Genomic DNA, 13,487 nt, shown 5'->3' with positions numbered 1-13,487 from the left:
GTCTTAATTAAAGCGGCCCCATATTGTTTGGTATCAATATCAAGACCGTCTCACCATAATGTGACAGTGGCCAGCCTAACACTGCTAAGTTAATAACCACAGTAAACCAAAATATCACTCTAAAGTCTTGTTTCGATGATTTATGTCGCAGTACTTGTTGTGCTAATGCTGCTCCGAGACAACCTCCAAGCAATGCCAACAAGTGCAATGTGCTCTCGGCGTTCGCAAGACTTTGGTTTTGCTTTAAATTTATCGTGAAATTAGCAAAAAAAGTCATTCACGTGATAATCTACAAACTATAGATGGTAATAATAACAAAAATGAGAAAAGTGACGATGCTCAGCAATAAACAAAAGCAACGCTTTGAACAACAGGGGTACTTGGTCCTTGATGAGTTATTTAACCAGCAACAAATAAATACGCTAAAAGCAGCGGCGGGTAAAATTGTTGATGACTTTGATCCACAATCGACACGTTCGGTTTTTTCTACACAAACTGAGTCTAATAAAAATCGCGACGATTATTTTCTTGATTCCGACGACAAAATACGCTGTTTTTTTGAAGAAGATGCATTCTCACTCGATGGCGAATTACAACAAACTAAAGCGCTTAGCATCAATAAAATCGGTCATGCTTTGCATGTTTTATCGCCTGAGTTCGCCGCATTCAGTCAGGCAAAAATAATTGCTCAGATAGCTGAGGATCTAGGTGTGGTTGCGCCAGAAATTCGCCAATCGATGTACATATTCAAACAACCTAAAATTGGTGGTGTTATTCGCTGGCATCAAGACGCCACCTACTTTTTTACGACACCACAGTCGGTAGTGACTTTTTGGTTTGCAATTGAAGATGCAAATATTGAGAACGGGTGTTTGCAGGTCGACAAACAGGGGGCTGACTTTGTACTCAAAGAACAGTTTAAACGCTATGCGGATAATACAACCGAATTGTTGGCACTGGAAAACGTCGATTGGCCAACTCAAGACCGAGCATTACCATTAGAAGTGAAGGCCGGTTCATTAGTTGTATTTAATGGCGCGTTACCGCATTTTAGTGAAGCGAATCGCTCAAATAAATCACGCCACGCCTTTACACTGCACCTTACCTCCGCACAAGCCAAATATGATGAGCTTAATTGGCTGCGGGCGAAGCCGGTTAGAATACATTCATAGGGTAATCGTCCCTAACAATAACTGAAGCTAAAAGTAGAAAAGTCCCGTGCACTTCACGTAGGAAATCCGACATGAAAACATCATGAGATCCAGAGGGCCAAAACCAGTGTGGTTGGTTTGATTGTTCGGATCCGTGTAAAAGTAGCGGTTGTGTTAAACATGTTAATCCCTTGAAGCATCTTTGAACAAGAATGGTACGTCTCAATGATAGCGTGAATACCGCAATGAGTGCTATCGTAAAGGTTGTATTCCAATCAGAATAAGAACAAACCTCGTTTATGCTATTGAACATCAAAACCATCATTCGGGATTGGAGTCTATCGGCCACAGTGTCTGGCTTTATAGCGGTGCTAATTGGCTTTGCCAGTGCAATGGCGATAGTACTTCAAGCCGGACAAGCTGCTGGTGCGTCACCTCAAATACTGGAATCTTGGATTTGGGCATTAGGTATTGGTATGGGCGTTGGATGCATTGGTTTATCGGCCTACTACAAACGCCCAATTATTATCGTTTGGTCAACCCCGGGGGCAGCGTTGCTCGCCACCAGTTTAATGGGCGCAACAATAGAGCAAGCAACCGGTATTTTTATCTTTGTCGCTATTCTTTCAATTCTCGTGGGGGTAACCGGCGCATTTCAGAAGCTCACCTCCTACATTCCTTTACCTATTGCGTCGGCTCTATTAGCTGGCGTGCTTTTTCAGTTTGGCTTACAAATTTTCACTTCCTTTGCCTTAAACCCCCTGCTTGTTGGCATAATGCTGAGCATTTATCTACTCACAAAACGAGTACTACCTCGTTACGCTATTGTTTGCGTATTTCTAGTTGGCATAATTATCACTATATTTCAGGGCCAACTTGCTACTGAGAACCTAGCTTTCGAACTAACAACGCCTATTTGGGTAAGCCCTGAGTTCGATATTAATTTGTTGATTGGTATCGGCATTCCGTTATTTATTGTCACCATGACATCTCAAAACTTACCAGGCATTGCCGTTCTCAAAGCTAGTGGATATGAAAAACAATCTATTTCTCCTATCCTGACTACCGTTGGGAGTATTAACTTGGTGCTGGCTCCGTTTGGCGGTTTTACATTCAATTTGGCGGCTATTACCGCCGCTATTTGCACCAGTGAAGAAGCGCATCCCGATAAAAACAAACGCTATATTGCCGGCATTGCGGCGGGCATATTCAATATTATTGCGGGTTTGCTAGGCGCCGCTGTAGTCGCTCTTTTTGCTAGTTTTCCGATGGCTTTCATTGCGGCCTTAGCAGGCATCGCATTACTGGGCACCATCGCCAATTCGTTAAATACGGCTTTTGTCGAACCTGTATACCGAGAAGCGGCCCTCGTGACTTTTCTAGTGAGCGCTTCGGGTATCTCATTTTTTGAGATTGCGGCATCCTTTTGGGGTGTAGTATTCGGTCTTATTGTGTTGGCTTTTCAGCGACTTAAGCACTAAATTCAACGGTATTATAGTAAGTTATTGCAGACACTTGACTGTTCGCGGACGCGTTATTAGTCATGAATTAAATAATTACTTGGTCCAATCTCGTCAATGCTGCACAGCGGTAAGATACTTAAAAATGCCCGCGGATCGGGTTCAAAAGCCGAAGACATTGGCATCTCACTTGAGCAACGTTGTTCAGAATCCGCTATTTGGTCCATTTTTCAGTTAAATGGCCAACAAAGTTGCATGGGCGATACGTGCTATTAATTTGCTTTTCAATAATGTTGCTCCATGCCATTTTGCAAGCACCGGTCGAACCGGGAACACAAAAAATCACGGTATTATTGGCCAGTCCAGCCAACGCTCGGGATTGAATAGTTGACACTCCAATTTCGTCTAAAGAAAGCGACCTAAACACCTCACCAAAACCTTCAACATGCTTATCAAATAACACTGACATTGCTTCAGGTGTTGAGTCGCGACCCGAAAAGCCAGTACCACCGGTCGTTACTATGGCGTGAATATTTTCATCCGCAATCCAAGCTGAGGTAACTGCGCGTATTTTATAAACATCATCGATCACTATTTGTTTATCCGCAATAGAATGACCAGCGTCAGTCATCGCCTTAACCAAATAATGACCTGATGTGTCGGTTTCTTCGTTGCGGGTATCTGAAATCGTCAGCACCGCTATATTTAAATAGGTTTGTTCGCTCATTATTTAATTCTATATACTGTTACCTAGTCGATGAGTATAGCCTAAATGCCAATCGCATTTTCTACAACGGTTTTATGCAAAAATAACCCCAAACGTTAAGTAAATGTAGTTAAAAGGAAGCGTCTACTTTGTTAAAGCGAGCAATGTGCAATAAATGCGAATACCCGCTTAAAACCTGTGTTTGCTCAGCAGTTAATCAGATTGAAAATAAAATCGAGGTTATTATTCTTCAGGATAAAAATGAAGTGAATAATGCCAAGAACACCGCCCGTTTAGTGGCATTGTGTTTGACTGATATCAGCATTATAAAAAGCGACGATACCACTAGGTTGACACAATTACAGAATTCCTGCTTATCCGATCCAAGGTCTTTTGCGCTATTTTTTCCGTGCAATAACAGTCACGCATTTGAACACCATTTTCCAAACTTACAAAATAACAACCTTGGCACCAGCACCGCAGTTAAACATTTACTTTTCATTGATGGCACTTGGCGTAAAGCAAAGCGCCTTTATTTAAGTCATGAATGGCTACAAAGCCTGCCCAGTTTTCACTTCAACGAACCGTTGGAAGGAATGTATCGTATCCGCAAAACCAGCATTAATAATGGTATTTCGACACTTGAAGCGGTTGCATACGTGGTATCGAAAACGGACGACATTCCGAGTAAGCCATTGTATGACTTATTTGAAAAAATGCAGTCATTCTGGCCTTCAAATTAATACAGTGCTATTTTGAAGGTACTTGCAGGTGGCAGTTACAAGGCGCCAGCAACTAAATTTAGCTAGCGACTCAATTTTGTTAGCGACTACCTCAAACTTTTCAAGTCAGTTTCCCTCGCTTGATGGATTTATATTTTACACACCTCAGTTTTCCTAAATTGCCACTGACTAATAGCTAAACCACTCAATATTAGAGCAAAAGAAAGTAACTTCATTGGCGTAATATTTTCATTATAAAAAATAACACTGCCGATTAGACCAAAGATTGGCGTCAACAGTGTGAAGGGGGCCATAGTTGATAAGGGATATTTAACGGTAAGTTTATTCCAGATCCAATAGCCGAGCAATGTAGTGGGATAAGCCTGAAATAAAATTGAAAAACAAATCTCTGAATTGAGCTGTGTAGGTAAATCTATAAAGGGCTGAGACCCTTTTGATATATAAGCAAATATGATTAATGGTAAAGGTGCAAACAACATGCCCCATACGCTAAATGCGAATACGTGTTGGGTCTTTGAACTTTTAACAATATACGCCAGCAAACTCCAACTAAATGCAGCAATTAGGGCAAGGGGTAGGGCTTTCAAGGGAACAGAACCATCATCAACTAAAAGGCTTGCCAGAAGGCCCCCAACAGCAAAAAAAGCGCCAATAATTTTATTGACGGTAATTTTTTCCCTAAGCAAAAAGTAGCCTAAGGCTAAACTGGACATAATACTCATGTTCATCAGTAGGCCCGCCATTCCGGCTGACACACCAAGAGTGATAGACCATACCATCATTCCCCAAACGCCCAATCCAAAAACGACGCCATAGGCTATAAGATACGTAAGCGCCTCAGGGGGTCTGCGAATAAAGAAAATGGCAGGAAAGACTGCGAATGTAAAACGCAGCGCAGTGAGCAATATGGGGTCCATCTGTTCCGCTCCCATTTTGATTGCAGAAAAATTAAAACCCCATAAACACATTAACGCGATACTGATGCAGATATCTTTTTTGCTCAAGAAACACCCTTACATTTCAAAATGTCGAATAATTAGATAGGGTATTATGGCTTGATTCAAAAAAAATAACAGATACAATATATTACAATTAAAAGAGTACAAAAATTTGTATAAGCAAAATGTAATCTATGAAATATAAAGCCATTGCTGAACAATTTATTGCTGATATTCAAAGTCAAAAGTTACGACATGGTCAGCGCCTACCATCCTTGCGACAGCTAACAAAGCAGCTAGGCGTTAGCATGACCACTGCTCTAAACAGTTACCGAAGTCTGGAACAAACTGGGTGGGTTGTAACCCACCCTAAATCAGGTTTCTTTGTTTCGACACCACTTAGCCGCAGTGATATCCCGCTACAACCGCAGTTTCGAAGTAGCGCAAAACATATATCAACCATCAAGGAGTCGGGTGGCTACCAGAATGGTGTTTTGATATCTAGCCCATTTGGGATAAGTCAGCTATGCCCCACTCATATCCCGTTGTTGTCATTGCAGAGGAGCATCAAACGCACAGTAAACCGGGGTGACATGTTGCTGCATAATTATCCTGATCCTCAAGGTATCCATGAACTGCGTCTCGCCATAGTAGAGCATTTTAATGTTAGTGGATTTGCCATGGCAGCTAACGACATTTTTATCAGTATCGGCTGTATGGACGCGGTGCGCACAGCATTATTGGTCACCACTAAACCCGGAGACGCGGTTGCGGTCAGTTCACCTTGTTTTAGTGGTTTACTCAAATTACTCTCCGTTATGTCCCGCAGAGTGGTTGAAATCCCTTGTAATTCTAGCGGTTTAGATTTATTGCAGCTTGAACATAAATTTAAAAATAAGGAGGTTGCAGCAGCATTATTTAGCAGCTCCTCTATGAATCCACATGGGATCAGTTTGTCAATCTCTCAAAAGCAGAGACTCGCGGCTCTGGCCAATAAATATCGTTTACCTATAATCGAAGACGATATTTATGGTGAGTTAGGATACGACAGTACCTTTGGTCTCCCTGTAAAGCACTGGGATACGGATGGATATGTACTTTGGTGCTCTTCAGTATCTAAGACACTAGCGAATGGACTGCGTATAGGATGGTGTAATGCCGGTCGATATCTTTCGGCTTGCGTTGATGTCTCCGCTACCGAACGTTTAGGCCAAAATGGCCTCATGCAGGCTAGTTTGGCCGATTTTATAAATTCAGGCCAATATCGAAAGCATCTTCAATATATTCGCAAAGTACTGCTAAGCAATGCTTGTGCATATCGACATATACTCTTGCAGAATCTACCCAAAGGTTCAGCGGTCAGTATACCCACCGGTGGCCTGGTCCTTTGGATCCAAGCGCCTGGACTGGATAAGATTAAACTGAAAGCGTTTACTGATGACGCACGAATTGATATCACGTTTGGCGCACAATTTACTACACGAAAGTTATATCAAGATTGTTTTAGACTGAACATTGCGTGGGAGCTTTCCCAGATGCACGATCCAAAACGCACAGTAGAGCAAGCTTTACTCGAACTTATATCTGGTGTGCGCAATTGTGTCTTTGATAATTCCTCAGGGGCACTTTGTACAAAAAATGCCGAACACTAAACGTAAACTAATTTCAGCTATTTTAGTTCCGGAAAAATACCGTTCCTGATATTTGAGTTTACCTTTATAAGACCATAATAATCGTTACTTTTGAGCCAGAGCAATATCATAATTTACGTTATACACTTCTTTTAATGCATTAATAATCTGAATTATGTCATCCTGTGTAAAGATAGCTTTGCCACTTTTTAATGAATGATGGTTCCATAAACAAGGGAGTAATCATTTTAAAAGTCTACACAAAACGAAAATTACAGCACTATAGCAAACACTATAGATAGTGCCCTCGTATCGTATTACTATGGAAGTATCGAAATACCGTTTTATCCATAAATTTATTAATAGGCGTATATTTTTGCATTCACTCTATCCCAAAATTGAGCCATTTGATCAACAGCACCTTAATCGGGGTTCTCTTCATCAAATATACATTGAGCAGTGCGGCAACAAAAACGGCATTCCTGTTGTCTTTTTGCATGGTGGACCGGGCGCCGGCTGCAATGAACAACATCGTTGTTACTTTGATCCCGCTATTTATCACATTATTTTATTCGACCAACGGGGCTGTGGGCGTTCCATACCAAAGGGCGAATTAAGCGAAAATAACACCGCAGCATTAGTTGAAGATGTGGATGCTATTCGTGAGCACCTTGGGATCAGCCAATGGTTAATCTTTGGCGGCTCATGGGGCGCTACTTTGGGCTTGATTTATGCGCAAAACTACCCTCAGCGCGTCTCCGGCATGATCCTGCGAGGCGTCTTTCTTGGCCGCCCACAGGACATTGACTGGGCATATAGCAGCAGAGGCGCGGCTCAACTATTGCCGCAGGCTTGGCATAATTTAGTCGAGAGTCTGCCCGTTGAACTGCAGCAAAAACCACTGCAACACATTTACCAACAGTTGATAAATAGCGACGAAGCAATAAGCCGGGATATGTTCTTTAAACTCCAGCAGTGGGAGTCAGCGATATTAAATATTCAGCCATACCAGCCTCCCGGTGAAGATGCGACGATAAATAAAAATCCAGCAATAATACAAATTCATTACTCAGTAAATAATTGTTTTATTGATCAAAACCCTATTTTAAAACAAATTGATAAAGTGCGTGATATTCCGATGCAAATTATACACGGGCAGTATGATTTTGTTTGTCCAGTAGAACAAGCGTGGCTGCTGTCACACTATTGTCCAAAAGCTAAATTAAGCGTGATTAATACGGCAGGACATCTGGCTAGTGAGCCCTTAATTATTGATGCATTGATTGCAGCCACTATCGCTTTTTATGAAAAATTGTCGGCTCAGCATTAAAAAATTCGTCCCATATATTAACGATACTCCATCTAAAGTATGATTTCTTTCAATTTGTGCCTGAATTAAGGTAAGGTTTCGATTTAATTATACTAAAAGAGGAATGATTATGTGGACTAAACCAAAATTTGAAGAGATGCGTTTAGGTTTTGAAGTTACAATGTATATCAGCAATAGGTAATACATTTTCAAGAATAATGCGACCTTCGGTGACACTATACCGAGGGTCTTTTTATTTTATGCAGGGAAATTATGCAAATTTTAATTTTAGGGTCGGCCGCTGGTGGTGGATTTCCGCAGTGGAACTGTCACTGCTCAAATTGTAAAGGATTCCGAGCAGGAACAATTAAAGCGACACCCCGGACACAATCGTCTATCGCTGTCAGCCCAGACGGTGAAAACTGGGCGTTAATTAATGCCTCACCTGACATTCGTCAACAAATTAATCAATCTCCACAATTATGGCCAGAGCACGGCGCACGAGGCACTAACATTCGTGGCGCCATTCTAACCGATAGCCAAATTGACCACACCACAGGTTTAATTACATTACGAGAAGGCCTACCACTTGCTGTCTACTGTTCTGAGGTTGTGTACGAGGATTTAACCTCCGCATATCCGCTGTTTACTATGCTTAAACATTGGCATGGTGGTCTCACATTTAGACCTATCGGGTATGAGCAAACGGATGCATTTAATGTCGACGGTGTTGAAAATATCGAGTTCGTCCCAGTGACTATTGAGTCAAATGCGCCGCCTTATTCTAAGTACCGAGACAAAGTGGTTGCAGGTAACAACATTGGACTCAAGATTGTGGATACAACCAGCGGCAAATACCTTTTTTACTTGCCTGGTATAGTCGAAAGCACACCTGAAGTCGAAAAAATATTAGCCAATGCAAGCTGCGTATTAATTGACGGTACACTGTGGCTTGACGATGAAATGATTGCTCAAGGCGTGGGCACTAAACTTGGATCTCAAATGGGACATATGCCGGTGAACGGTGACTTTGGCACTGTCGCATTACTCAATAAATTTGATATTGAACGCAAAATTTTAATCCATATCAACAACACAAATCCGATCCTCAACGAAGAATCACCGCAACATCAATTTGTGTTAGACAATGGTGTTGAAATAGCCGTTGATGGCATGGAAATAACAATATAATCGCGTTTGATTAGTCAACCGGGCGAATAATTCAGACGACAAGCTTCTCAATGAGGTGGTATTACCAAAACAGTCAGTTAATACTGCATCATCGTTGTCATCGCTAAAAATAAACAAGAATGTGTGTTGGGTACGTAACCTAAAATACTCAGAGGTACTTTACTTATGAAACAACCGTTGACCATAGCGCAATTTGAAGAACAGCTTCGCGGTAAAGGCGAGCTTTATCATATTTATCATCCATTCCATATTGCCATGCATAAAGGCGAGTGTACTCGCGAACAAATTCAAGGTTGGGTAGCAAACCGTTTTTACTACCAAGCCAGTATTCCTGTCAAAGATGCGGCCATTTTAGCCAATTGCCGTGATGTAGAAACCCGTCGTTTATGGATCCAGCGAATAATAGATCACGATGGTGATGCAGAAGATAAAACCTTAGGCGGTATTGAAGCTTGGTTACAATTAGGTGAATCCGTAGGACTAGATAGACAAGACATACTTGACGAGAAATTCGTTTTACCCGGCGTGCGCTTCGCTGTTGATGCCTATGTGAATTTCGCTCGAAATGCCACGTGGCAGGAAGCCGCTTGCTCTTCACTTACAGAAATGTTCGCGCCAAAAATACATAAGAGCAGATTAGAAAGTTGGCCACAAAACTATCCTTGGATTGAGCCACATGGATTGCAATATTTTCAGATGCGATTGTCACAAGCAAGACGCGATGTTAGTCATGGCCTGAGAGTAACCCTAGAACACTTTGTAACACGCGATGAACAAGACCGCGCATTAAATATTCTACAGTTTAAACTGGATATTTTATGGAGCATGCTCGACGCTATGACCTTAGCTTATCAACAGGACCGCCCGCCTTATAAAGGCTTGATAGCTGAACCAATTTACCATAAGAGGATCCTTAAATGATAAATTCGTCTCTACAGCCAAAGCTCAATCCCATGTTCCGACTGCAATGGGAGCAAGTACAGGAGTGCTACGTATTATTATATCCGGAGGGTATGGTTAAGCTTAACGGCAGTGCGGGAGAAATAATGCAACTTATCGACGGTAACAACAAAGTGGTTGATATCATCAATACATTAAATGATAAATTTCCTGACGCTGGTGATTTAACCGAAGATATTTACGAATTTTTAAGCGCAGCAGGTGAAAAAAAATGGCTTTATTATGAACAATGAAACCCAAACTAAGGTTGGGCCACCCCTTTGGTTGTTAGCTGAACTGACTTACGACTGTCCGTTGCATTGCCCTTATTGTTCCAACCCGACGGACCTTGGTGATACAAAGGATGAACTCAATACCCAGCAATGGCTAGATGTATTTACCCAAGCCCGAGCGATGGGTGCAGTGCAACTGGGCTTTTCAGGTGGCGAGCCTTTATTGCGCAAAGATTTAGAGCAAATGGTTAAACACTCTAGAGAATTGGGCTTTTACACCAACTTGATCACATCCGGCATTGGCCTAACTGAAAAGCGTATTGCCAAGCTAAAAGTAGCTGGCTTGGATCATATCCAGATTAGCTTTCAAGGTGCTGATCCTGAAATGAACGATATTATTGCAGGACGCGGTAATGCCTTTGATCAAAAATTCAAAATGGCGCAGTCGGTCAAGGAGCAGGGCTATCCAATGGTGCTCAATTTTGTTATTTCAAAACAAAATATCAGCCAAGTTGAAGATATCATGCGCTTAAGCTGCTTATTAAAGGCTGATTATGTCGAACTAGCTACGGCACAATATTATGGCTGGGCATTTGCTAACCGAGATCATCTGCTACCTTCACAAAAACAGATGGTAGATGCAGAAAAAATCGTAAACGAATTTCGTGATAAACAAAATGGTAAAGGACCTAAGTTCTTTTTCATTACGCCTGATTACTTTGAAGATCGTCCCAAAGCATGCATGAATGGCTGGGGCAGCACGTTTTTAACCATCGCACCGGATGGTAGTGCGCTACCGTGTCATAGTGCCAAAATGCTACCGCTGAAATTTCCTAACGTGAAAAACAAATCTATCAGCCATATTTGGCAGCAAGATTTTGCGTTTAATCGTTTCCGTGGCGATAGCTGGATGCCAGAGCCTTGTCAAAGTTGTGATGAGAAAGAGAAAGATTTTGGCGGCTGTCGTTGTCAAGCCTTCATGATGACCGGTAACATGGACGCGACCGACCCTGTGTGCAGTAAATCCCCTGATCATCATTTAGTTCAAGAAGCGATTGAACTAGCAAAAAACCCGAAAGAGCCGATCTTTGAAAGAGTAAATCAACGTAATTTTAAAGGCGAGGACATTGTTCGCATAAAATTATGACCTTTTACCGGCACGCTTGCGGTTTATCACAACATAATATAACGGCAGAAAAAGGTTTTGCCGTGTTAATTGTGGTAGACACTCCTGCGCTAGATGATAGTGGTGTTAGCCATGCGGTCGAACACTTAGTCTTTCGTCGCAGTGCGGCCTTTGCTCAGCCTGAATCTTTATTTCAGCTTACCGCGCTGACCGACTTGTCTATTAATGCCTCTACCCACTGCAATAAAACCTACTATCATTGCCAAAGCCAGTCCCTGCAGTCTTGTTTATTAGGGCTAAACTATTTACTCAATGGTTTACTTGCGCCAGTCTTCGTTGCGCAAGATCTACAGCATGAAATTTACCATAGCGATTGTTACGGCGTTATGCACAGAGAACTGAGCTTTCAGCAAGTTCAGCAGCAACGTGTTGTTGATCGCAGTGATACCTCGGAAAAACGATGTTATCAATATGGAGGTGATATTGAGCTAATCTCGCAATTAAGCCAAACAGATGTGACTCAATATCATAGAGAATATTATCAAGCGCATAAGATGCAATTAATTACCGGCAATATTGAATCGACGTTGGTGGCCTCATTACTCAAATCGATTAAATACACAGACCAAGTCGGTGCAGCATACGTACCCAAAGTATTACCGAAAAATAGTCATTATGAAGAGGATAAACAGTTATTACGTTGGTGGATTGATAGCCAGTTTTACGCATATTTTTCAAGCAATTACGAAAACTTAAGTGTATTGATTAAGAGCTATGACAGCGAATTGGTATTACCGCAATTTAATCTAAACAACAAACAACAATTTGCTCTCGACGTTATTGCCCCTTTTGGCTGCTGTGAAAAAGCCTTGTCTGGCGCTTTAGATACTTATGTTTTAAAAAACACTGATGAAATAGTCACTAAAGAAAAAACACAACAATACAAATTCTCACCTGAAATCGCTCATCTATTTACTCATTACGGAACACTCAACCCTGACTCTGCTGTGGATTTAACCCCCACACCTAAAACCCCCACAATACCAACTGTTGGGCGTGGTGAAGCTTATCTTTTGCAGAAACAACCCGTAATCAAGCAAATTAAAAGCAAGCAAGTCAAAAGCAATAAACCAATACCGTTATCACCTGTTAAAAATAGAATATTAACGCAATTATCACAGCACTTAAGTGAGGGTAAATATCAGCAAAGCGAATATAAACACCGTCCCTTACCAACAATATTTACGCCTTTACTACGGCAGGCTGAAGAAAAACTAAACCAACATCAAATAGCCAAGGTGTTTGATCAAGACCACTGTCTTTTGCTCATAAGTATTCGTCATGAAGAACAGGAACTTGGCATACTCACTAGCTTTATTATGAACGCATACCCAACATTCCTTTCCTCTCGCACGCAAGGACACTGCTACGCTATTGCCAGTCACTACATACCAGAAGATCGGCACCTTGTCTTTTATAGCGCCTTTGATGTAGCTCCTAGCCTTAAGTTAACAATAATAACAGAGACGCTGCAGATGCTAAGTCAGGATCTACCATTCATTACCACAAGTTTACCCTTAGCAAAGCGTAAACTTGCAAATGCTGATGTTAATGATATTTCAGTTCAGGCTATTGCCCAGTTTATTTCGAATACTATCGCTACTAATCATGCATAGAAAACGGCTTAAATAACGCGCATCACCTTGCACCACATATAGTTCATAACCAACCTTTCTGCTTAGCAATGCGAGCAGCTTCAATTCTATTTTTAGCACCTAATTTTGAAGTCGCTTCAGATAAATAATTACGCACAGTGCCCGCGAACAAGAAAGTGAGATCTCCAATCTCTTTGCTTGAATGACCTTCTAATGAAAAACGTAACACTTTACGTTCATTTTCGCTCAGCGGGTCATCGACAGCCCATGCCTCTGTGACTAACTCAGGCGCAACAATTATTTTGCCTGCATGAATTTTTCTCACTGCATCGGCGAGCGAATCAGAAGGCGCATCTTTGATTGACATCCTCCCCGCCCTAAAGGGCGGGGATCCCTGCGGGTGAA

General features: G+C 41.7%; 15 protein-coding genes. 11 read left to right on the top strand and 4 right to left on the bottom strand.

Features of this window, described 5'->3' with window-relative positions:
• Nucleotides 1-7 precede the first annotated feature (7 nt).
• Nucleotides 8-277 (bottom strand): DUF1294 domain-containing protein, encoded by a 270-nt coding sequence (locus G399_RS19940; protein ID WP_006014074.1) that lies wholly within the window; start codon nucleotides 275-277, stop codon nucleotides 8-10.
• A gap of 58 nt (nucleotides 278-335) precedes the next feature.
• Between G399_RS19940 and G399_RS0101670 the strand changes: the two genes are divergently transcribed.
• Both G399_RS0101670 and G399_RS0101665 read left to right on the top strand, forming a co-directional pair.
• Nucleotides 336-1,172: a phytanoyl-CoA dioxygenase family protein gene (locus G399_RS0101670; RefSeq protein WP_026843355.1), complete on the top strand. Its 837-nt coding sequence runs from the start codon at nucleotides 336-338 to the stop codon at nucleotides 1,170-1,172.
• Nucleotides 1,173-1,450: 278 nt separating this feature from the next.
• Nucleotides 1,451-2,632 (top strand): benzoate/H(+) symporter BenE family transporter, encoded by a 1,182-nt coding sequence (locus G399_RS0101665; RefSeq protein WP_006014070.1) that lies wholly within the window; start codon nucleotides 1,451-1,453, stop codon nucleotides 2,630-2,632.
• Nucleotides 2,633-2,825: 193 nt separating this feature from the next.
• Here G399_RS0101665 and moaB read toward each other — a convergent pair whose 3' ends face one another.
• Entirely contained in the window at nucleotides 2,826-3,338 is a 513-nt protein-coding gene (gene moaB, locus G399_RS0101660) for a molybdenum cofactor biosynthesis protein B (protein ID WP_006014066.1), read from the bottom strand.
• Between the two features lie 143 nt (nucleotides 3,339-3,481).
• Between moaB and G399_RS0101655 the strand changes: the two genes are divergently transcribed.
• The gene (locus G399_RS0101655; RefSeq protein WP_081585841.1) at nucleotides 3,482-4,060 is read left to right on the top strand and encodes a tRNA-uridine aminocarboxypropyltransferase; all 579 of its coding nucleotides are present in this window, start codon (nucleotides 3,482-3,484) and stop codon (nucleotides 4,058-4,060) included.
• A 128-nt stretch (nucleotides 4,061-4,188) separates the two neighbouring features.
• Here the strand turns inward: G399_RS0101655 and G399_RS0101650 are convergent, their stop codons facing one another.
• The gene (locus G399_RS0101650; protein ID WP_006014059.1) at nucleotides 4,189-5,064 is read right to left on the bottom strand and encodes an EamA family transporter; all 876 of its coding nucleotides are present in this window, start codon (nucleotides 5,062-5,064) and stop codon (nucleotides 4,189-4,191) included.
• Nucleotides 5,065-5,192: 128 nt separating this feature from the next.
• On the opposite strand from G399_RS0101650, the gene G399_RS19935 reads away from it, so the two are divergent.
• The 8 genes from G399_RS19935 (at nucleotide 5,193) to G399_RS0101615 (ending at nucleotide 13,103) form a co-directional block, all read left to right on the top strand.
• Entirely contained in the window at nucleotides 5,193-6,650 is a 1,458-nt protein-coding gene (locus G399_RS19935) for an aminotransferase-like domain-containing protein (RefSeq protein WP_006014057.1), read from the top strand.
• A gap of 355 nt (nucleotides 6,651-7,005) precedes the next feature.
• A complete protein-coding gene (gene pip, locus G399_RS0101640; protein WP_006014055.1) occupies nucleotides 7,006-7,959 on the top strand; it encodes a prolyl aminopeptidase in 954 nt (317 codons plus the stop codon).
• Nucleotides 7,960-8,068: 109 nt separating this feature from the next.
• Nucleotides 8,069-8,140: a pyrroloquinoline quinone precursor peptide PqqA gene (pqqA, locus tag G399_RS22835; protein ID WP_081585846.1), complete on the top strand. Its 72-nt coding sequence runs from the start codon at nucleotides 8,069-8,071 to the stop codon at nucleotides 8,138-8,140.
• A 71-nt stretch (nucleotides 8,141-8,211) separates the two neighbouring features.
• Nucleotides 8,212-9,129 (top strand): pyrroloquinoline quinone biosynthesis protein PqqB, encoded by a 918-nt coding sequence (gene pqqB, locus G399_RS0101635; protein ID WP_006014053.1) that lies wholly within the window; start codon nucleotides 8,212-8,214, stop codon nucleotides 9,127-9,129.
• A 165-nt stretch (nucleotides 9,130-9,294) separates the two neighbouring features.
• Nucleotides 9,295-10,050 (top strand): pyrroloquinoline-quinone synthase PqqC, encoded by a 756-nt coding sequence (gene pqqC / locus G399_RS0101630; RefSeq protein WP_006014051.1) that lies wholly within the window; start codon nucleotides 9,295-9,297, stop codon nucleotides 10,048-10,050.
• Nucleotides 10,047-10,322 carry a pyrroloquinoline quinone biosynthesis peptide chaperone PqqD gene (pqqD, locus tag G399_RS0101625; protein ID WP_026843354.1) on the top strand — a complete coding sequence of 92 codons (276 nt, stop codon included), beginning with the start codon at nucleotides 10,047-10,049 and terminating at the stop codon, nucleotides 10,320-10,322. The genes pqqC and pqqD overlap by 4 nt, the downstream gene beginning before the upstream one ends.
• Nucleotides 10,312-11,448: a pyrroloquinoline quinone biosynthesis protein PqqE gene (gene pqqE, locus G399_RS0101620; RefSeq protein ID WP_006014049.1), complete on the top strand. Its 1,137-nt coding sequence runs from the start codon at nucleotides 10,312-10,314 to the stop codon at nucleotides 11,446-11,448. Before pqqD ends, pqqE begins: the two co-directional genes overlap by 11 nt.
• Nucleotides 11,445-13,103, top strand: coding sequence for an insulinase family protein (locus G399_RS0101615; protein WP_006014048.1), 1,659 nt, complete (start codon nucleotides 11,445-11,447; stop codon nucleotides 13,101-13,103). Before pqqE ends, G399_RS0101615 begins: the two co-directional genes overlap by 4 nt.
• Before the next feature lie 43 nt (nucleotides 13,104-13,146).
• Here the strand turns inward: G399_RS0101615 and G399_RS0101610 are convergent.
• Nucleotides 13,147-13,487 (bottom strand): response regulator transcription factor (locus G399_RS0101610; protein WP_026843353.1); only part of this gene is annotated, 341 nt, incomplete at its 5' end.

The organism is Brumicola pallidula DSM 14239 = ACAM 615 (assembly GCF_000428905.1).
GTDB classification, from domain to species: Bacteria; Pseudomonadota; Gammaproteobacteria; order Enterobacterales; family Alteromonadaceae; genus Glaciecola; species Glaciecola pallidula.
The sequence above is the reverse complement of the archived record's forward strand: the minus strand, read 5'-3'. Positions and strand labels throughout refer to the sequence as shown.